The sequence below is a fragment of the Roseinatronobacter alkalisoli genome, from assembly GCF_028745735.1.
GTDB lineage: Bacteria > Pseudomonadota > Alphaproteobacteria > Rhodobacterales > Rhodobacteraceae > Roseinatronobacter > Roseinatronobacter alkalisoli.
Genome location: NZ_JAQZSM010000017.1, coordinates 1 through 21313, shown reverse-complemented (window position 1 = coordinate 21313; position 21313 = coordinate 1). Strand labels below are relative to the sequence as shown.

The window sequence follows — 21313 nt, the reverse complement described above, 5'->3', positions numbered from 1 at the left end:
TGCCAGAAAGCGGGAGGACTCTCGGGTGTTGGCTGTGCAGGATCTGTATCTGTCCTTCGGCGGAATCAAGGCGTTGCAGGGCGTCAGCTTTGCCGCGCAACCTGGCCAGATTACAGCCATCATCGGGCCGAACGGCGCGGGCAAGACATCGCTTTTCAACGCCATTTCGGGGTTTTACCGCCCCGATAACGGCAAGGTCATTTTCGACGGGCAGGACATAACAGCGCTGCGCCCCGACAAGCGCGCGGAACTGGGTATTGCCCGCACGTTCCAGAATATCGCGCTGTTTCGCGGAATGTCCGTTCTGGACAATATCAAACTGGGCGCGCACACCCGGCTGAAAGCGGGCGTTTTCGATGCGTTGCGTTATTTCGGGCGGGCACAGGCGGAAGAACTGGAATTGCGCGCTGATATCGAACAGCGCGTGATCGAGTTTCTGGAAATCGACCATATCCGCAAGGCACCGGTTTCCGCGCTGCCCTATGGGTTGCAAAAGCGTGTGGAACTGGGCCGCGCCCTTGCCATGCGCCCACGCCTGCTGATGCTGGATGAACCGGTTGCCGGCATGAACCGCGAAGAAACCGAAGACATGGCGCGGTTCATTCTGGATGTGCAGGAAGAATTCGGCACAACCATTCTGCTGGTCGAACATGACATGCATCTGGTCATGGATATCTGCACGCATGTTGTTGTGCTGAATTTCGGCGCGCAGATTGCCAGTGGCCCGCCCGAAACCGTGCGCATGGATGCGGCCGTGATCGAAGCCTATCTGGGGGCGGCTGCATAATGGGGCAATTGCTGCAATTCACCATTAACGGGCTGATGGCGGGCGCGATCTATGCCCTGATTGCAGTTGGCATTGTGTCGGTGTTCAAGGCGACGCGGGTGGTCAATTTCGCGCATGGCTATCTGATTATGTTCGGGGCGTATTTCTATTTCACCTTTGCTGTGCTGGTGCCGCAGGCGGCTTGGGCACCGGACTGGCTGGCCAGTTGGCAGCCCGGATGGATGATGGACATGCGGGAAGGATTGCCGATGTTCTCGCCGCTGGCCGCGGTTCTGGACTGGCTGGCGAATGTGCCGCGCATTCTGCTGGGGCTTGCTGGCGCGCTGCTGTGCAATGCGGCGCTGGGGCTGGTGATCGAACGCACGCTGATGCGCCCACTGATGGGGCAGTCGGTATTCGCAATGATCATGCTGACCGTCGGGCTGATTTCCATATTATCGGGATCGGCGCAGCTGATCTGGACGTCGGATGCGGAATTCGTGCCCTCTCTGGCCCCGAATACGCCCATCCGGTTCGCCTTGTTCGGCCAAACGATCTTTCTGTTCGGGGCCGATCTGGCGAATATGGTGATTGCACTGCTGATCTTTGCAGGCATCGTGCTGATGGTGCGCTACACCAAATCCGGCATTGCCATCCGCGCCACGGCCGAAGATCAGTCCACCGCCTATTCAATGGGCATTTCCGTGCCGAAAGTGTTTTCGCGCGCATGGGTTCTGGCCTCGACCACGGGGGCGGTTGCCGGGGCCATTCTGGCCACGCGCAACGGTATATCGCCCGCGCTGGGGCTGTTCGGGTTCTCGGTTCTGGCGATTGTGCTGATGGGGGGCCTGGACAGTTATCTGGGGGTGTTTCTGGCGGCGATGATCGTGGGCGTTCTGGAAGCGCTGACGCAATGGCAACTGGGCGGCGAATGGGCCGGGATCGTGCCCTATGTCGCGGTGCTGGTTGTCATCCTGATCCGCCCGCATGGATTGTTCGGCGCAAAGGAGATCGAGCGCATATGATCACGGGCAATCTGAAAACCAGCTACGGCGCTGATGAACAGGTTCTGGACAACCGCTGGAAGCGCCTGTTTTTGTTCAGCGCGGTTCTGGGGCTGGGCGGCATTGCCGGGTTTGGAAATGATTACATTATTCTGATCGCCTGCCAGATGGGGATCATGGTCATCGCGGTGACCGGGGTGAATGTGGTTATCGGCTATACGGGCCTTATGTCGCTGGGGCACGCGGGTTTTGTGGCGATCGGGGCCTATGCCACAGTGATCTTTCACAATGCGGCGGGGGGCATCATCCCCGACGGGGTGCTGACACTTGTGGCAATCCCGTTTGCTGTGGCTGTGGCTGCGCTGGCTGGCATTGTGGTGGGGTTGCCATCGCTGCGGGTAAAGGGGCTGTATCTGGCAGTTGCGACATTAAGCGCGAACTTCATCATATTGTTTTTGATAGAGGAATCGTTTTCCGCGCCCTGGACCGGCGGCATGAATGGCATCAACACACCCACCCCCAACCTGTTGGGCTGGGCGCTGGACACGCGGCGCGAACAGTTCATCCTGATTGCTGCCCTTGCGGTTCTGGCATTGTTGGGTGCGCAGAATCTGTTCCGCACCCGCGTTGGCCGCGCCTTTATCGCCATCCGCGACCGCGATTATTCGGCGGAAATTCTTGGTATTTCGTTGTATCGCACGAAACTGACCAGCTTTGCGATATCGGCGGCTTATTGCGGGCTGGCCGGGGCGTTATTTGCCTATTTCTATGCGCGCATTCTTCCCGAACAGTTTGAATTGCAACTGTCGCTGATGCTGGTTGCGGCCATCATTGTGGGCGGGATGGGGCGTATGATGGGGCCGGTATTCGGTGTCATCATCATTGTCATGGTGCCTGAAGCGATCAAGGTCAGCTTTGGTGCGCTGGCGGGGGGCGGTGCCGAACTGGCGATGATCCGCGCGCCGTTGCAGGAAATCGCGTTCGGCGCGCTGATCGTGGGGTTTCTGCTGTTTGAACCATTCGGGATTACCCAGATCATGGACAGGGCCTTGCGCGCGCTGAACCGCTGGCCATTTGCCCGAGGCTAACTTTGCATGAGGGAGGATAAGAACATGCACCTGAAACGTCGTCAATTTCTGGCAACCACTGCCGCAGCCACAGCGGGCCTTGCGGCCCCCGTGACCCTGCGCGCCCAGGCGCGCGAATATGTCATCGGCGCATCACTGCCGCTTACCGGACCATTTGCCACCGCCGGGCAGATGGTCGCGCCCGCCCTGCGCATGTTTGAAGCGCTGGTCAATGAAGATGGCGGTATCGGCGGTGTGCCCATCCGCATCACCGCCGAGGATTCGGGCTATATTCCCGCCAATGCGCTGGCGAATTACCAGCGCGCACTGGCGACGGAACCCGATATGGTCATGTATTTCGGGGATTCGACGGGTTTCATGAAACTGGTTGCGCCGGAATTGCGCGGCGCGAATGCACGGCTTATGGGGTCCACCTCCTTCGCGTCGGAACTGGCGGACCCGGCGGGCAACCCGTATCAATACCTGCCCGGCCCATCCTATGAAGACCAGTTCGATATCCTGCTGCAACAGGTCAAGGACGAAGGTGGCAGCACAGTGGCCTTCATCTTCTCCAATACCGAATTTGGCCGTGACCCCATTGCCCATGGTCGTGCCAAGGCCGAGGAACTTGGCCTGCAGGTCGTACTGGAAGAATCCACCCGCGAACAGGGCGCGGATATTCCCACCCATGTCACCCGGCTGGCGCAGTCAGGCGCGGAATATTGCATATTGCAAGGCTATGTCACCGGGGTCTGGCCGCAACTGATTGGCGGCGCACGGCAATTCGGGCTGCCCACACGGTTCATGGGAACATTCTGGGGTATGGAAAACGCAATTGCCGACCGCGTGACCGCCGAAGCGGGGCCGATACTGGACGGTTATGCCGGTGTCATGCCCTACCGGTATTTCTATGACCCGGAACGCGGACCGGCCTATGAGCGTTTTGCCGCCTTCCAGAAAACCGCTTTTGTGGGCACGCCACTGGAAAACTACTTGCCGACCTGGGGTATTCAGGCGCTGTTTTCGCTGACCATCGGCGTCGAGGCATTGCGCCGTGTCGCAGACAAGGGGCTGGAACTGACCGCCGACAACGCCGCAGAAGCGCTGTCAGACCTGCGCGACTGGGACACGGGCGGGTTTTTCGGCGTTCCGGTCAGCATGGTGAACAACAAGATCGGCACAGGCCGTGTCTACCGCTATTCTGCCGAAACGCAGTTATTCGGGCCAAGTTCGGATTGGTTCACTGTGTAATCAACGCCATCAGGCGGGTGTCCGGCCATTTGGCCGGATACCGTCGGCAAGAGTGTTTTCGGGCAAGATGAAGGCGGTACAGTGCTGGAAATCGACGGGATAGAGGTGAACTATCACCACAGCATGCAAGCCCTGCGCGGGCTGTCCCTGCATGTGCCCGACGGGCAGATCGTGGCATTGCTGGGGTCCAACGGCGCGGGCAAGACCACCACCCTGAAGGCCGCGTCAAACCTGCTGCATCTGGAATTCGGGTCGGTCGATGCGGGCAGTATCCGGTTCCGGGGGCAGGATATCGGGCGTATGGCCCCCGATGCGCTGGTGCGGGCGGGGTTGTTTCATGTGCGCGAAGGGCGGCGCATATTCACGGAAATGACGGTGGAGGAGAACCTGATCGCCGCATCCTATGCGCTGGACGGGCGCGGATTGCGGCCCGCTTACGACAAGGTTTATGCGTTCTTTCCGCGACTGGCCGAACGGCGCAGGCAGATTGCGGGCTATTTATCAGGGGGCGAGCAGCAGATGCTTGCGTTCGGGCGGGCCATGGTGGCCTGTCCGCGCATGATCCTGATGGATGAACCGTCCCTGGGACTGGCCCCGAAGATCGTCACCGAGATATTCACCACCATCCGCCGCCTGAACGCCGAGGATGGCGTGACCATTCTGCTGGTTGAACAGAATGCGGCGGTGGCGCTGGGGGTGGCGCATTATGGGTATGTCATGGAACATGGCCGGATCGTTATGGAAGGGGACGCGAAGAAACTGCGCGATGACCCTGATATACAAGCGTTTTATCTGGGTACAGGTGCGGCGGGAAATGCCACGTCCTTCCGCGATGTGAAACATTACAAACGCCGCAAAAGGTGGCTGAGTTGACCGCGTTCCGTACCCTGTGTGGGCTGGTTGCAGATCACGCCCATGCCGCGCCTGCGGGTGTTGCCATGCGGCAGAAACGCCATGGCATATGGCAGGAACTGTCCTGGGCTGCGATGGCGGAAATCGCGGATGCGCTGGCAGCGGGGCTGATCGATATAGGCATGGCGCCGGGCGCGCATGTGGGTATCCTGTCCGAAAACCGGCGTGAATGGGTTCTGGCGCAGTTCGGGATCATGGCGGCGGGTGGCGTGACGGTCGGGATGTACCCGACCAGCCCGGCGGCGGAAATCCGGCATCTTGTCACCGCGTCCGACAGCAGTATCCTGTTTATTGAGGATCAGGAACAACTGGATAAAATCAAGGAATTGCAGGGCGAACTTCCGGTTCTGCGTCAAGTAATAATTCTGGACCCGAAAGGGGTGCGGGGCGAAACCCTGCTGAACCTGACCAGTTTTGACGCGCTTGTGGAACGCGGGCGCGCTGTACTGGCGCGGCACGGCGCAGAAATTGCCGCGCGCAAGGGCGGTATTTCGCCGGATGATACGGCGATGATGGTGTTCACATCCGGATCGACCGGTTTGCCGAAAGCGGCGGAAATCACGCATGGAAACCTGTGGGTGGCAGTTGAAATCGCGCAGGATATGTTCTGCGATTTTCCGGCAGGCACCAATATTCTAAGTTATCTGCCGCTGTGCCATATCGCTGAGCAGAACATCACTGTTGTCAACGCGGTGTCGGGGCGTCGTGTCATGAATTTCGGTGAAAGCCTGCGCACAGTCACACTGGATCTGCGCGATATTGCCCCGCAGATATTTTTTGGTGTGCCGCGGATATGGGAAAAGATGCAAAGCGCGGTACTGGTTCAGGCGCAGACCACGGGGCGGCTGCGGCGCATGCTGACACTTGCGGCACTACAAGGCGCGGCGCGGCGCGGCGCTGTGCCACGCCACGAATGGGCGCGCGGGGCGCGCGGGGCGCATTGGATCTGTGACATGCTGGTTTACCGGCATATCCGCGCCTATCTCGGCCTGTCGCGCTGTCGTTTCGCAATTTCCGCAGCAGCGCCCATTACACCTGAATTGCTGGCCTTCATGCGCGGGATCGGCGTTGATATCCGCGAAGCCTGGGGCATGTCCGAAACCACCGGGGCGGCCACGCTGCAACCCCCGTTCGGGGCATGTCTGGGGCGCGTTGGCCCGCCTTTGCGCGGGGTGGAGCTGAAAATCGCGCCGGATGGTGAATTGCTGGTGCGCGGTGGTATTGTGTTCAAGGGCTATTACCGCAACCCGGATGCAACGGCGGACACCCTGCGCGATGGCTGGTTGCATACAGGCGATGTGGCGCAAATGGAAAGCGACGGGTCGATCAGCATTATTGACCGCAAGAAGGACATCATGATCAATGCCGCCGGGAAAAACCTGTCGCCATCGCTGATTGAAAACACGCTCAAGGCGTCGCCCTATATCAAGGAGGTGATCGTTATTGCGGACCAGCGCCCGTATGTGACTGCGCTGGTGCAGATCGATTATGAAACAGTGCGGCTTTGGGCGGAAGGGCAGCAGCTATCCTATACGACATTCCGGTCGCTGGCAGAGGATGCGCGCGTGCGTGCCCTGATCGACGCAGAGGTTGCGCGCCTGAATGCCGGTCTGGCGCGGGTTGAGCAGGTGAAGAAAACCCATCTTCTGGTAAAGGAACTGGACCATGATGATGGCGAAGTGACCGCCACAATGAAAGTGCGCCGCGCATCGATAGCCAAAGCCTATGCGCGTGAAATTGATGCGATGTATGGTGATGGCGGGCCAGGATAGCGCCATTCAGCTTAAATAAGTGGCATATCTGTAGTGTGACGCACTTTTTTTAGCGTGTTTTGGGTGCGCGCTGCGGTTCTCGCGGCCTTGCCCCCTTGTTCAACCCCGCTTACGCTGCAATGCAGCACTTGTTGCAAGCCATAGTTGCAAGTTACAGGCGGGGCCATGAAGCTGCATATTGTCATCGTCGAACCGGACAAAGACCGCGCGCGGTTGATGATCGACAGTCTGCGCCCGCTGGGCCATGCGGTGACGGTTATTGCCGAAGCCACCGGGTTGGCGCGGCGTGTGCGCGACCTTGCGCCTGATATTGTCCTGATCGACATGGCGAACCCGTCGCGCGACACATTGGAGGAAATGACGCTTGCCTCTGGTCCGCTGGACCGGCCAGTGGCGTTTTTCGTGGACCGCACCGACCGCGACCTGACCCAGCAGGCCATAGAGGCCGGCGTTTCCGCCTATGTCGTGGACGGGTTGAAGCCCGAACGTGTGGCAACCGTGATGGATGCCGCGATCACGCGCTTCCAGATGTTCCGGCGCATGCGCACTGAACTGGAAACCACCCGCCGCGCACTGGAAGAACGCAAACTGATTGACCGCGCCAAGGGTATCTTGATGAAAGCGCGCGGGTTAAGCGAAGAAGACGCCTATGCGCTGCTGCGCAAAACTGCGATGGATCAGGGGCGCAAGGTGGCCGAAGTGGCCAGCGCTTTGGTGACCGCGGCGGGGTTGCTGTCATGAACCCGACACCGCTGCGACTGGGTTTTGTGCCGCTGCTGGATGTGGCGCCGATTGTGATTGCGCATGAAATGGGGTTTGCCGCCGCCGAAGGACTGGCGCTGGATCTGCGGCGCGCGCCGTCATGGTCCAGCCTGCGCGACATGCTGCTATGGGGGCAGGTGGATGCGGCGCAGATGCTGGCCCCTGTGCCTGTTGCGATGGCGCTGGGTCTGGGCGGGGCGTTTGCGCGGCTGGACATTCTGCAGGTCTTGTCGGTCAATGGCGATGTGCTGGGTGTGTCACAGGCGCTTGCGGCGCGGTTGCGCGATGCGGGGCATGATTTCGCCTTTATCGATGCGCAGGGGGCGGCGCGCGATCTTGCGCGCGCGGCGGGCGGGACATTGCGTATAGGGGTGCCGTTCCCGTTTTCAACGCATGTCGAACTGGTAACCTACTGGTTGCGCGACACCGGGCTGGACTATGAATTATGCACCATTCCGCCCCCGCGCATGGCCGACGCCCTTGCCGCGGGCGAGGTGGATGTCTTCTGCGTGGGAGAGCCGTGGGGGTCAGTCGCGGTCGAACTGGGCGCGGGCACATTGCTGCTGCCCAGCCGCGCGATATGGGCGGTTGCCCCTGAAAAAGTGCTGGCCGCGCGCCATGACTGGGTTTGTGCGAACCCTGCACTGACTGGGCGGATGATGCGCGCGATCTGGCGCGCTGCAAAATGGCTAAGTGCGCCCGGCAACCGTATGACCGCCTCTGATATTCTGGCGCGGGCCGAATATGTGAACGCCCCTGCCGAACTGCTGGAACGCGCCTTGCGCGGTGAGATGGTGATTTCCGACAAGGGGGAATTGCGCCAGGTGCCTGACATGATCCGGTTTTTCGATGGCGCGGCAAGTTTTCCATGGCGGTCACAGGCGGCGTGGTTCGCGGCCCGTATGGCAGACCGCCATGGGCTGGATGTGGCTGCCAGCATGCTTTCGGCCCGGGAATTATGCCGCACGGATCTGTATCGCGCGAATCTGCGCAGCGCAGGCGCGGATTTGCCCGGCGCATCCGCGAAGCTGGAGGGCAGCTTGCAGCACCCGACTGCGGTTGCGTCCGAACGTGGCCAGATGATTCTGCCACCGGATGCGTTTTTCGATGGCCAAGTTTTTGATCCTGACGCGCAGAATCGCTGAAATATTCAGCAAATCCGGGCAGCATTTCCAAAAAGACCATTTGACTGCCCCCATGCATTTGACGCTGCGCAACGCAACAGGCCATATGAAGAAGACCGAACCGGCAAGGATGTCGTTTCGATTTATGAACCGCCAATGATGGGGGTTTCGGGCACAGCCGCCTGACCGATCTGCGCAAACCATGCGTGGATACTGGTCGGCGGCTTTTTTCGTTTTTCGGTCCGTTCCAGACGCAATGGACCATAGCCACAGGATATAACCCATGATCCGCAAGCTACTTATGACAACATCTGCACTTGCCGCGATGACAGCGGCCCCGCTGCAGGCCGACAGTTTTCCCGAAATCGAGGATCTGACACTTGGCTTCATCAAGCTGACCGATATGGCACCGCTGGCCATCGCCTATGAAAAGGGCTTCTTTGAGGATGAGGGGCTGTTCGTCACACTGGAAGCGCAGGCCAACTGGAAGGTGCTTCTGGATGGTGTGATTGATGGCAATCTGCATGGCGCGCATATGCTGGCAGGCCAACCGCTGGCCGCGACCATCGGTTTCGGCACCGAAGCGCATATCGTCACACCCTTCGTGATGGACCTGAACGGCAACGCCACCACGGTATCCAACGAAGTCTGGGACCTGATGCGCCCGGCCATCCCGTCCGATGCCGACGGCCGCCCCGTGCACCCCATTTCCGCCGAAGCGCTGCGCCCCGCACTGGAGGCATTCGCCGATCAGGGGCGCCCGTTCAACATGGGCATGGTGTTCCCGGTTTCGACGCATAATTTCGAATTGCGCTACTGGCTGGCCGCCGGTGGCATTCATCCGGGCTTTTACAGTGCCGACAATATCAGCGGGCAGATTGGCGCGGAAGCGTTGCTGTCGGTCACGCCGCCCCCGCAGATGCCCGCAACACTGGAAGCAGGCACTATCAGCGGCTACACCGTGGGCGAGCCGTGGAACCAGCAGGCTGTGGCCATGGGCATTGGCGTACCTGTCGCAACGGATCTGGATATCTTTGCCACGCGCGCAGAAAAGGTACTGGGCCTGCGCGCTGATTTCGTGGAAGAAAACCCCAACACGGTCCGCGCCCTGACGCGCGCGCTTATTCGTGCGGCCATGTGGCTGGACGCCGACGACAACGCCAACCGCGACGAGGCCGTGCAGATCATCAGCCGCCCGAACTATGTCGGGGCCGACCCGGAAGTTCTGGCCAATTCCATGACCGGTACGTTCGAATACGAACAGGGCGACGTGCGTCCGGTGCCTGATTTCAACGTGTTCTTCCGCTATAACGCCAACTATCCCTATCTTTCGGATGCAGTGTGGTATCTGACGCAGATGCGCCGCTGGGGCCAGATCACCGAAGCGCAGTCCGATGAATGGTTCGCTGACGTGGCTGAGAGTGTCTTTCTGGCTGACCTGTTCATGGATGCCGCACAATCACTGGTCGATGACGGGCTGGCGCCTGCTGATGCCTTCCCCTTTGACACCGATGGTTACCGTGCGGTTGTGGACCACGCGATTGACGGCATTCCCTTCGATGGCCGGACCCCCAATGACTATATCGACAGCCTGCCGATTGGCCTGAAAGGCGATCAGCGCGTCATGGGAACCGAGGTGCAGGGCTAAGGCCCCGCATATCAGGAAAGGAGCAAATATCATGACCGCTATTGACCCGTCCGAATTGCATGCACAGCGCCGCGCGCGGCTGTTCACCCGTATCAACAAGCTGGATGGCTGGTTCAAGGTGCTGGGCCTGTCCTTCATGACCCCGCTTCTGCGCGCCGCCGCCGGGGACAACCCGCGCGCGCAGGGAAAACAGATATGGCAGTTGCTGGGCGTGCCATTGCTGGCGATTGCGGGCTTTCTGCTGCTCTGGGGGAATCTGGCGCCGCGCGTGGAAACATCGCTTGGGGCCATTCCCGATCCTGTGCAGGTCTGGGAACAGGTGCAGGTGCTGCATGGCGACCATGTGGCCGAACGCGCCCGTCAGACCGCATTTCTGGAACGACAGGAAGCGCGTAATGCCGACCTGATTGCCGCCGGGCAGGAAGACCGCGTGCGCGAACGCCCCTATACCGGCTCGCCCACCTATTATGACCAGATCTGGACATCGGTGCAGACCGTGTTCTTCGGCTTCATCATTGCTACGGCTGTCGCGGTGCCGCTGGGCATTGCGGCAGGGCTGTCGCCCACGACAAATGCCGCGCTGAACCCGTTGATCCAGATATTCAAACCCGTCAGCCCGCTGGCATGGCTGCCGATTGTCACGATGGTCGTGTCGGCTGTCTATGTCACGCAGGATGGCATGTTCTCGCGGTCCTTTCTGACATCAGCCATCACAGTGACGCTGTGTTCGTTGTGGCCCACGCTGATCAACACTGCGCTTGGTGTGGCCAGCATTGACCGCGATCTGATTTCTGTCAGCCGTGTGCTGAAGCTGAGCACCTGGACCAAGATCACACGGCTGGTGCTGCCATCTGCATTGCCACTTATCTTTACCGGGTTGCGGCTGTCGCTGGGTGTGGGCTGGATGGTGCTGATCGCGGCTGAAATGCTGGCGCAGAACCCGGGCCTTGGCAAATTTGTCTGGGACGAATTCCAGAACGGGTCATCCAGCAGTCTGGCCAAGATCATGGTTGCGGTCTTTACCATCGGGATCATCGGGTTCCTGCTGGACCGGTTGATGTATGCGCTGCAATCGCTTTTCACCTTCTCGAACAACAGGTAGAGCGCCATGACCATTCTTGAATTCAAAAATGTCTGCAAGGGGTTCGGCACCGGGCTGGAACGCAAGGAAGTGTTGAAAAACATCAACCTGAGTGTCAGGGAAGGCGAATTTCTGGCGATCCTGGGTTTTTCCGGCACTGGCAAGACCACGCTGATCAACCAGATCGCCGGGCTTGCACAGCCCGACAGCGGGCAGGTTCTGTTTAACGGCCGGCCCATCACCGGGCCGGGGCCGGAACGCGGGCTGGTGTTCCAGTCCTATTCGCTGATGCCATGGCTGACAGTGGCGGGCAATATCGCGCTGGCGGTGGATGCGGTGCATAAATCCGCAAGCCGCGCCGAACGTACGGCGATGGTGGACAAGTTCATCGGCATGGTGGGGTTAAGCCACGCCAAAGGGCGGCGCCCGGCGGAATTGTCGGGTGGCATGCGCCAGCGGGTTTCCGTGGCGCGCGCGCTTGCCATGAACCCCGCAATGCTGCTGCTGGATGAACCGCTTTCGGCACTGGATGCGCTGACCCGCGCCAATCTGCAGGATGAAATCACCCGGATATGGCAGGCGGATCAGAAAACCGTGGTGCTGATTACCAATGACGTGGATGAAGCACTGCTGCTGGCAGACCGCATCGTCCCGCTGAACCCCGATGGGACATTGGGGCCGGCCTTCGCGGTGGATATTGCGCGCCCGCGTGCGCGCACGGCAATGAACCATGACGCGGCGTTCAAGAAACTGCGCGCCGACGTGACCCGCTATCTGATGGATGTGGGCATTGCCGCCAAGTTGGCCGAAACCCGGACCCTGCCGCAGATAACCCCCATTCACGGCACACCCAAAGCCTATGCCACTGCGGCCCAAAGCCCGCTGGAAGACAAATATCTGGAATTTTCGCAACTGTCCAAAGTGTACCCGACGCCCGAAGGGCCACTGACAGTGGTGGACCGGTTTGACCTGAAGATGAAGAAGGGCGAATTCGTCAGTCTGATCGGCCATTCCGGTTGCGGAAAATCCACTGTGCTGACAATGGCTGCGGGCCTGAATGAAATATCAGGCGGCGCGATCAAGCTGGACGGGATGGAAGTGCGCGGCGCAGACCCCGAACGCGCCGTGGTGTTTCAGGCACCAAGCCTGTTTCCGTGGCTAAGCGCGAAAGAGAATGTCGCCATCGGTGTGGATCGCGTCTATCCGCGCGCCAGCCGGGCAGAGCGCCAGGATGTTGTCGAATATTATCTGGAACGTGTGGGCCTGGGCGATTCCATGGACCGGCAGGCGGCGGATCTGTCCAACGGCATGAAACAGCGTGTGGGCATCGCGCGGGCCTTTGCCCTGTCGCCCAAGCTGCTGCTGCTGGATGAACCTTTCGGGATGCTGGACAGCCTGACGCGGTGGGAATTGCAGGAAGTGCTGATGGAAGTGTGGTCGCGCACCAAAGTCACCGCAATCTGTGTGACCCATGATGTGGACGAAGCTGTCCTGCTGGCCGACCGTGTGGTGATGATGACCAATGGCCCGCAGGCGCGCATCGGCAAGATCGTGGATGTGAACCTGCCGCGCCCGCGTACCCGCAAGGCGCTTCTGGGCCATCCGGACTACTATGACTACCGCGCCGAAGTGCTTCAGTTTCTTGAAGATTACGAACATGGCGCACATAAGAAGAAGGAAGCCGCGTGATGAAGAAACGACTTGTTGTCATCGGCGCGGGCATGGCCTCGGGGCGGGTGCTGGAGCATCTTCTGGACCATGATCCGCAGGGCTGGGATGTGACCCTGTTCAATGCTGAACCGCGCGGCAATTACAACCGCATCATGCTGTCGCCAGTTCTGTCGGGCGAAAAGACCTATGAGGAAATCGTCACCCATGACGATGCCTGGTATGCTGATCGCGGCGTGACCTGCCGCTTTGGCGAATCCATCGTCAGGATCGACCGCGCACGCAGGATTGTCTATTCCAACGAAGGCGGCGCGCCTTATGACAAGCTGCTGATCGCCACGGGTTCCGCGCCGTTCATCATTCCGGTGCCGGGCAAGGATTTGCCCGGTGTTGTGACTTACCGCGATCTGGATGACACCAATGCGATGATTGCCGCGTCCGCCAACGCGGGCGGCAAGGCGGTCGTCATCGGCGGCGGGTTGCTGGGACTGGAGGCCGCGGCAGGGCTGAAGCTGCGCGGCATGGATGTCACTGTCATTCACCTGATGGGCCATCTGATGGAACGCCAGCTTGACCCGGCGGCAGGGTATCTGCTGCAAAAAGATCTGGAAGCGCGCGGAATTGCTGTGCATTGCAAGGGCGCGACCAAGGCCATTCTGGGTGCCGACCGTGTGGAAGCGGTACTGCTGGAAGATGGCACGGTCTATGACGCTGATCTGGTCTGCATGGCTGTGGGTATACGACCTGAAACCCGCCTTGCCACGGATGCCGCGCTGGAAGTGGCGCGCGGTGTTGTCGTGAATGACCATATGGTGACATCGGACCCTGACATTCTGGCCGTGGGCGAATGTGTCGAACATGACAGCCAGCTTTTCGGGCTGGTTGCGCCGCTTTATGATCAGGCCAAGGTCGTGGCGAACGGCCTGCTGGGGCAGGATGCAAAGTTCCGGCCTGTGCAGACGGCCACCAAACTGAAGGTTACGGGCGTTGATCTGTTCAGCGCAGGTGATTTTGCCGATGCCGAGGGGCGCGAAGATATCGTGTTCCGTGACCCGGCGCGCGGCGTCTACAAACGGCTGGTCATTGAACAGGACCGGCTGATCGGTGCGGTCATGTATGGCGACACCGGTGACGGGTCGTGGTTCTTCGGCCTGATCAAGGACGGCACCGACATAACCGATATGCGCGACACGCTGATTTTTGGCCCCGCCTATCAGGGAGGAACCGGCGCGGACCCTTTGGCAGCCGTTGCAGCCTTGCCGCTTGATGCGGAAATCTGTGGCTGTAACGGCATTTGCAAAGGCACTATCGTCACCGCAATCGAAGGGGGCGCCACCACGCTGGCCGATATCAAGGCGCAGACCAAGGCCAGCGCGTCCTGCGGCACCTGCACCGGGCTGGTGGAACAGGTTCTGGCCAGCACATTGGGCGATGCGTTCCAGATGCCCGCAGCCCAACCCATGTGCGGCTGCACGGATCTGACGCATGAAGACGTGCGTCGCCTGATCAAGGCGCGCGAATTGAAATCCATGCCCGCTGTCATGCAGGAACTGGGCTGGAAAACATCCTGCGGCTGCCATGTCTGCCGCCCCGCGCTGAATTTCTATCTGCTGGCCGACTGGCCGGAGGATTACACCGATGACGCGCAAAGCCGGTTTGTGAACGAACGCAACCATGCCAATATCCAGAAGGACGGCACCTATTCGGTGGTGCCGCGCATGTGGGGTGGTATGACCAACCCGCGCGAATTGCGCGCCATTGCCGATGCGGCGGATAAATACGACATTCCGGCAGTCAAGGTCACCGGCGGGCAGCGCATTGACCTGCTGGGTGTGCAGAAAGAAGACCTGCCTGCAATCTGGTCGGACCTGAATGCGGCGGGGCTGGTGTCGGGGCATGCCTATTCCAAGGGGCTGCGCACAGTGAAAACCTGTGTCGGGACTGATTTCTGCCGCTTTGGCACGCAGGATTCCACTGGGCTTGGCATCAAGCTGGAAAAACGCCTGTGGGGGTCATGGACACCCCATAAGGTGAAACTGGCCGTGTCGGGCTGTCCGCGCAACTGCGCCGAGGCAACCTGCAAGGATGTGGGCATCATCTGTGTCGATTCCGGCTATGAAATCGGCGTGGGCGGTGCGGCTGGCATGGATCTGAAAGAAGTGGAACGTCTGGCCAAGGTTGCAACCGAACAGGACGCGATCGACATGACTGTGGCCTTTGTCCAGCTTTACCGCGAACACGCGAAATACCTGGACCGGCCCTATAAATGGCTGGCCAAGGTGGGGCTGGACTGGGTGCAGGCGCAGATTGTCGATGATGCAGAAAACCGCGCGGCACTGATCGAACGGTTCGACCTGTCACAGACCATCTATCAGCGCGACCCATGGGCGGAACGCGCAACCCCGCAGGCGCATCAGGCGTTTGGCCCCCTGGCAGATCTGACGAAGGAGGCTGCGGAATGAACTGGCTTGATATTGGTGCATTGAACGATATTCCGCAGCGCGGGGCGCGCGTGGTGAAAACCGTGCATGGCTGCGTGGCCGTGTTCCGCACAGGCGATGATCAGGTCTTTGCCATTGACGACCGCTGCCCGCATAAGGGCGGGCCACTGTCGGAAGGGATTGTGCATGGTCATGCTGTGACCTGCCCGTTGCATAACTGGGTTTTCTCGCTCGAAACCGGAATGGCGCAGGGCGCGGATGAAGGGGCGGTTGCAACCTATCCGGCGCGGGTCGAAGGCGGGCGCATCCTGCTGGATGCTGCACAATTGCTGAAGGGCAGGGCGGCATGACGGGTGCCATCCGCACGACCTGTCCCTATTGCGGTGTGGGCTGCGGCGTGCTGGCGACACCCGATGGCAAGGGCGGGCTGTCCGTCCGGGGTGACCCTGACCATCCGGCGAATTTCGGGCGGTTATGTTCCAAGGGCACGGCACTTGGCGAAACGCTGGGGCTGGATGGGCGCATCCTGACCCCGCTGGTCGGGGGCGCATCTGCGACATGGGATCATGCGCTGGATCTGGTGGCGCAGCGTTTTAGCGACACTATCCGCGATCATGGACCAGATTCCGTGGGGTTTTACCTGTCGGGGCAAATGCTGACGGAAGATTATTACGCCGCCAACAAGCTGATCAAGGGCTATATCGGCACTGCCAATGTGGACACCAATTCGCGTCTGTGCATGGCGTCATCCGTGGCGGGGCATAAGCGTGCCTTCGGGTCTGACACCGTGCCCGGCACCTATGAAGATCTGGAACAGGCCGATCTGGTGGTGCTGGTGGGCAGCAATCTGGCATGGTGCCATCCGGTTCTGTATCAGCGTCTGGTCGCAGCCAAACAGGCGCGCGGCACAAAGGTTGTGGTGGTGGACCCGCGCCGCACGGCAACCTGTGACATTGCCGATCTGCATCTGCGGCTTGCACCGGGGTCGGATGCGGCGCTGTTCAACGCGGTGCTTGTGGCACTGGCAGATCGCGGCGCTTTGGACCGCGACTATATCGCGGGCCATGTCAGCGGCTTTGACGATGCGCTTAGCGCTGCGCGGTCCTCCAGCTCTGCCATGACCGGGCTGGACCGGGCGGAGCTGGCGACTTTTCTGGACTGGTTCACGACAACCGAGCGCGTGGTGACAGTCTACAGTCAGGGGATCAACCAGTCCGAAAGCGGCACGGACAAGGTGAACGCAATTCTGAACTGCCATCTGGCCACGGGCCGTATCGGGCACCCCGGCATGGGACCGTTTTCCGTCACCGGCCAGCCCAACGCCATGGGCGGGCGCGAAGTGGGGGGGCTGGCCAATATGCTGGCCTGCCATCTGGATATTGAAAACGCGGCTCACCGCGCCGCGGTTCAGGGGTTCTGGGCCAGCCCCACCATTCCCGCCAAACCCGGCCTGAAAGCGGTCGAGATGTTTGACGCGGTGGCCCAAGGCCGGATCAGGGCATTATGGATCATCCACACCAACCCGGCCGTGTCCATGCCCGATGCCGATGCCGTGGCGCGCGCCATCAAGGGCTGTGATTTCGTTGTGGTCAGCGATGTGACCGGGACCGACACAACGCGGCTGGCCGATGTGGTTCTGCCAGCAACTGCATGGGCCGAAAAATCTGGCACTGTCACCAATTCCGACCGCACCATCAGCCGCCAGCGTGCGGTCCTGCCCGCCCCCGGTCAGGCGCGCGATGACTGGCGCATGATTGCAGATGTGGCCGCGCGGATGGGCTGGGGCGGTGCATTTGGCTGGGACAGCGCGGGCGCGGTGTTTCGGGAATACGCGCAATTGTCAGGGATTGCAGGTGATCTGGGCCGCGATTTTGACATTTCCGGGCTGGCACAGGCCGATTATGACACATTGCCGCCCACCCGCTGGCCGGTCAATGCGCGCCAGCAGGGTGGGCGGTTCTTTGGCGCGGGCGGGTTTTTCACGCCGGATGCGCGCGCGCGCTTGCTGCCCATCACGCCCCGCTTGCCTGCGGCAAAAACCGGCGCGCGCTATCCGTTCCGGCTGAATACCGGGCGCATCCGCGACCAGTGGCATACGATGACACGCACGGCCCTTGCGCCGCGCCTGAACCAGCATATCGCTGAACCGTTTCTGGAAATTCACCCGGATGATGCGCGCGAACTGGGCCTTGAAGCTGCCACGCTGGCGCGGGTCAGCAGCCCGCAGGGGCAGGCCGTTCTGCGTGTCGCCATAACCGACAAGGTGCAGCGCGGGCAGGTTTTTGCCCCCATGCACTGGACGGGCGACACGGCCCCGACCGGGCGGGTTGATGCACTGGTGGCCCCGGTGACGGACCCGGTATCAGGCCAGCCGGAAAGCAAGGCATCGGTCGTGGCCATCGCACCGCTGAACCCGGCATGGTACGGGTTTGCCGTGTCCGGCGGGGCGCAAGTTCCGGATGCAACCTATTGGGCGCGCGCGCGCCATGCGGGGGGCTGGCGCAGCGAACTGGCCGGGATGGAAATACCCGACGATTGGGAAGCCTATGCGCGCGCGCTGTTCAACCTGCCCGACGCCACCTGCCTGAGTGTCGCAGACCGCAAGCGCGGCACACATCGGCTGGCCTTCATGCAGGACGGGCGCGTATTGGCCGCGCTGTTCACGGCCCCCGAACCTGTGGAACTGGCGCGCGGGCATGTCGCCGCACAGATCGGGGCAGAAGGGGCGGGCCTTCTGGCGGGCCGTCCTGCCCAGGGCCAGCCCGATCCCGGGCCGATTGTCTGCGCCTGCCTGAATGTCGGGCTGAACACGATCACGCAGGCGATTGCGGCGCAACAGCTGACAAGCATTGAACAGATCGGTGCCGCACTTCAGGCTGGCACATCCTGCGGATCATGCAGGCCGGAACTGGCGGCATTGCTTGGCCCCCCGAAGCTGGAGGCCGCAGAATGACCCTTGCGCCTTATATCCATGCCATGGGGCGGGGGCCGGGACGCGCGCGCAACCTGTCACAGGCCGAAGCAGAACAGGCGATGACCCTGATCCTGCAGGGGCAGGCGGACCCCCATGCCGTTGGCGCACTTCTTATGCTGATGCGCTATCGCGGTGAAATACCTGCTGAAATCGCGGGATTTGTGCAGGCATTGCGCGCGACCTTGCCGGAAATGCCGCAGGTTGACCTTGACTGGCCCAGCTACGCGGCGGGGCGCACGCGCGGGCTGCCATGGTTCCTGCTGTCAGCAAGGCTGGTTGCCAGCACCGGCGCGCGCGTATTGCTGCATGGCTGGAATTCGCATCAGTCGGACGGGGCAGATGTGCGGGGCGCATTGAACGCTGCGGGCATTACGCAGGCGAACAGCCTGTCTGATCTGGCGCATGTGCTGGATCAGCATGCAATCGCCTATCTGCCGCTGGAAATTCTTAGCCCGCGTGCGCTGGAACTGCTGAACCTGCGGCAGGTTCTGGGGCTGCGGTCCTGTGTCAACACGGTGTTGCGTGTGCTGAACCCGGCGGGGGCGGGTGCTGCCGTGCAAGGGGTGTTCCATCCGCCATACCGGGGCTTGCAACAGGCCGCTGCGCACCTGCTGGGGCAGCGTGATCTGTGCATTCTGAAGGGGGGTGGCGGCGAATTCGAACGCAACCCCACGAAGGATGTGCAGGTGTTCCGGCTTGTTGGCGGGCAGGCTTTGGAAACCACGTTGCCGGCCCTTCTGCCGGAACCACGCCGCCTGCCGGGGGCAGACTATCCGCTGAGTGCATTGCAGGATCTGTGGTCCGGCGGAACTTGTGATCCATACCTTGAACAGCTTGTCACCGGCACGGCTGCGGCAGCGCTGATGGCGCTGGGGCACGCACCGGATGCCGCGCATACCCTTGCAACGGCGCATTGGGCGCAACGGGATTGCCTGATTTCCACCTGAACAACATCCAAAGCGGGGTCTGCCATGAAAACCTTTCCGATGTTTCTGCAAATGACCGGTCGCCGCGTTGTTATCGTCGGCGGTGGCGAACAGGCCGCGCAGAAAGCGCGCCTGATGCTGAAAACCGACGCGCAGATCGTGCTGGTGGCCGCGGTGCTGGATGACGAACTTGCCGCGATGGTCACCGCAGGACGCGCTGTGCAGGTCACCACCCTGTCGGTGGATGTATTCCGTGGTGCGGCGCTGGTCTTTGTAGGGACCGGGTGCGTCGGTCTGGACTACGCCGCCCATGCGCTGGCCAAGGCTGCGGGCGCGGTCGTCAATGTGGTGGACCAGCCCGCACTTTGCGACGCGGTCACGCCCTCTATCGTGGATCGTGATCCGGTTGTGGTTGCCATCGGCACCGAAGGCACGGCACCTGTTCTGGCGCGTCAGATCAAAAGCAGACTGGAAGCGCTGCTGGAACCCGAGCTTGGCGGGTTTGCCGCGCTGGCAGGACGGCTTCGCACAGCGGTGGCGCGTGCGATTCCGCGCGCAGAGCGTCGTGCCTTCTGGGACTGGGCATTCGACGGGCCAGCGCGTGCCGCATATGCCCGGGGCGCGGCGCGCGACGCGGCGAGCTTGCTGAAAGCGGCCATTTCCGAAGGCGGGCAGGGTGCGCGTCCGGGGCGTATTGCGCTTGTCGGTGCCGGGCCGGGGGCTGCTGATCTGTTGACCTTGCGCGCGGTACGGCAGATGCAACAGGCGGATGTGATATTCTATGACCGGCTGGTTGACCCGTCGGTTCTGGAACTGGCGCGGCGTGATGCGGAACGTGTGTTTGTCGGCAAGGAGGTGGGCGCCTGCGCCTGGCCGCAAGACCGTATCAACGCGGTCATTATTGCCGCTGCTCGTCAGGGCAAACAGGTGGTGCGCCTGAAATCAGGGGATCCGTGCATCTTTGGCCGCGCAACTGAAGAACTGGACGCGGCGCGTGCGGCGGGCATTGCAGTTGAAATCATACCGGGGGTGACAGCGGCCAGTGCCGCAGCGGCCAGTCTGGGACATGCACTGACCGAACGTGGCCAGACCGACCGGCTGATGCTGGCAACCGCCACCTGCCAGCCCGGCGACCCCGATCCCGACTGGCGCAGTATGATCGCGCCGGGCACGACACTTGCGGTATATATGGGGGTCGCCAGGGCGCATCAGGTGGTGGCAGGCATGCGCCAGGCAGGGGTGCCGATGGGGTTGCAGGTTGAGATTGTCGCGCAGGCATCGACCCCGCAGGAACGGATTCTGAACTGCGTTCTGGGCGAGTTGCCGGAATTCATTGCGCTGCAAGCAGTTGAAAACCCTGCTATCATCCTGATCCGCTGGCCCAAGTTAAGACAGGCATCGCTGCATCAGATTGCCGGACATTGCGCCTAGGGTGTCCGTCTGCAGGGCAGGTTGCACAGATTGCGGAATTTCATGGCCCGGACCCGCAATCTTGGCTTGCATCGCCTTCCCACCTTACGATACATGGCCCTAGCCGGAGAGGTGGCCGAGTGGTCGAAGGCGCACGCCTGGAAAGCGTGTAGGCGGGAAACCGTCTCGCGGGTTCGAATCCCGCTCTCTCCGCCATTACCTATATAGTTGATTGAATTCATAAAATAATACTGACTCCCATTCCTGGGGCCTGCCGGTATTGCGGATGTCAGGGCGTGTGTTCACTGTTGGTGCATGGTGCCTGCGTGGAATGTATCCCTCCAGTGCGGGCGTGTCGCGCGCGGGCGGGGCGGTTGTCCTAAAGCCTCGAGCCTTTAACTTGATCCATATCCTGCTTCGCAGCAGTAATTCCAGCATTCCTGCGGTGTGAACAGATCGCAGACTTCGGCGAGTGCGTCGAACATCTGGTCGAATGTTCTGGCCCCG

At 61.2% G+C, this 21313-nt stretch carries 16 protein-coding genes and 1 tRNA gene; all 17 read left to right on the top strand.

The window, feature by feature from the left end; all coding sequences use genetic code 11:
* Nucleotides 1-25: 25 nt before the first annotated feature.
* The 17 genes from PUT78_RS15960 to PUT78_RS15880 all read left to right on the top strand — a co-directional run bounded on the left by PUT78_RS15960 (nucleotide 26) and on the right by PUT78_RS15880 (nucleotide 21022).
* A complete protein-coding gene (locus PUT78_RS15960; protein WP_274353271.1) occupies nucleotides 26-787 on the top strand; it encodes an ABC transporter ATP-binding protein in 762 nt (253 codons plus the stop codon).
* Complete coding sequence (locus PUT78_RS15955; protein ID WP_274353270.1) at nucleotides 787-1791, top strand: branched-chain amino acid ABC transporter permease; 1005 nt, start codon at nucleotides 787-789, stop codon at nucleotides 1789-1791. Before PUT78_RS15960 ends, PUT78_RS15955 begins: the two co-directional genes overlap by 1 nt.
* Nucleotides 1788-2858, top strand: a complete 1071-nt coding sequence (locus tag PUT78_RS15950) for a branched-chain amino acid ABC transporter permease (RefSeq protein WP_274353269.1) — start codon at nucleotides 1788-1790, stop codon at nucleotides 2856-2858. The genes PUT78_RS15955 and PUT78_RS15950 overlap by 4 nt, the downstream gene beginning before the upstream one ends.
* A gap of 24 nt (nucleotides 2859-2882) precedes the next feature.
* Nucleotides 2883-4088, top strand: a complete 1206-nt coding sequence (locus PUT78_RS15945) for an ABC transporter substrate-binding protein (RefSeq protein ID WP_274353268.1) — start codon at nucleotides 2883-2885, stop codon at nucleotides 4086-4088.
* Nucleotides 4089-4211: 123 nt separating this feature from the next.
* Entirely contained in the window at nucleotides 4212-4961 is a 750-nt protein-coding gene (locus tag PUT78_RS15940; RefSeq protein ID WP_274353337.1) for an ABC transporter ATP-binding protein, read from the top strand.
* Complete coding sequence (locus PUT78_RS15935) at nucleotides 4958-6772, top strand: AMP-dependent synthetase/ligase (protein WP_274353267.1); 1815 nt, start codon at nucleotides 4958-4960, stop codon at nucleotides 6770-6772. The genes PUT78_RS15940 and PUT78_RS15935 overlap by 4 nt, the downstream gene beginning before the upstream one ends.
* A gap of 165 nt (nucleotides 6773-6937) precedes the next feature.
* Nucleotides 6938-7513 (top strand): ANTAR domain-containing response regulator, encoded by a 576-nt coding sequence (locus PUT78_RS15930; protein ID WP_274353266.1) that lies wholly within the window; start codon nucleotides 6938-6940, stop codon nucleotides 7511-7513.
* Nucleotides 7510-8679, top strand: a complete 1170-nt coding sequence (locus tag PUT78_RS15925) for a CmpA/NrtA family ABC transporter substrate-binding protein (protein WP_274353265.1) — start codon at nucleotides 7510-7512, stop codon at nucleotides 8677-8679. Before PUT78_RS15930 ends, PUT78_RS15925 begins: the two co-directional genes overlap by 4 nt.
* A gap of 262 nt (nucleotides 8680-8941) precedes the next feature.
* On the top strand, nucleotides 8942-10306 hold the full coding sequence (locus PUT78_RS15920) for a CmpA/NrtA family ABC transporter substrate-binding protein (RefSeq protein ID WP_420793511.1): 1365 nt from the start codon (nucleotides 8942-8944) through the stop codon (nucleotides 10304-10306).
* A gap of 31 nt (nucleotides 10307-10337) precedes the next feature.
* On the top strand, nucleotides 10338-11408 hold the full coding sequence (locus tag PUT78_RS15915) for an ABC transporter permease (protein ID WP_274353264.1): 1071 nt from the start codon (nucleotides 10338-10340) through the stop codon (nucleotides 11406-11408).
* 6 nt (nucleotides 11409-11414) lie between these two features.
* Complete coding sequence (locus PUT78_RS15910; RefSeq protein ID WP_274353263.1) at nucleotides 11415-13076, top strand: ABC transporter ATP-binding protein; 1662 nt, start codon at nucleotides 11415-11417, stop codon at nucleotides 13074-13076.
* Nucleotides 13076-15517: a nitrite reductase large subunit NirB gene (gene nirB, locus PUT78_RS15905; protein ID WP_274353262.1), complete on the top strand. Its 2442-nt coding sequence runs from the start codon at nucleotides 13076-13078 to the stop codon at nucleotides 15515-15517. Before PUT78_RS15910 ends, nirB begins: the two co-directional genes overlap by 1 nt.
* Nucleotides 15514-15846 carry a nitrite reductase small subunit NirD gene (gene nirD / locus PUT78_RS15900; protein WP_274353261.1) on the top strand — a complete coding sequence of 111 codons (333 nt, stop codon included), beginning with the start codon at nucleotides 15514-15516 and terminating at the stop codon, nucleotides 15844-15846. Before nirB ends, nirD begins: the two co-directional genes overlap by 4 nt.
* A complete protein-coding gene (locus tag PUT78_RS15895; protein WP_274353260.1) occupies nucleotides 15843-18449 on the top strand; it encodes a nitrate reductase in 2607 nt (868 codons plus the stop codon). The genes nirD and PUT78_RS15895 overlap by 4 nt, the downstream gene beginning before the upstream one ends.
* Entirely contained in the window at nucleotides 18446-19417 is a 972-nt protein-coding gene (locus PUT78_RS15890; protein WP_274353259.1) for a glycosyl transferase family protein, read from the top strand. The genes PUT78_RS15895 and PUT78_RS15890 overlap by 4 nt, the downstream gene beginning before the upstream one ends.
* Nucleotides 19418-19441: 24 nt before the next feature.
* Nucleotides 19442-20827 carry a siroheme synthase CysG gene (gene cysG, locus PUT78_RS15885; protein WP_274353258.1) on the top strand — a complete coding sequence of 462 codons (1386 nt, stop codon included), beginning with the start codon at nucleotides 19442-19444 and terminating at the stop codon, nucleotides 20825-20827.
* Nucleotides 20828-20932: 105 nt separating this feature from the next.
* A tRNA-Ser gene (locus PUT78_RS15880) sits at nucleotides 20933-21022 on the top strand.
* Nucleotides 21023-21313 lie beyond the last annotated feature (291 nt).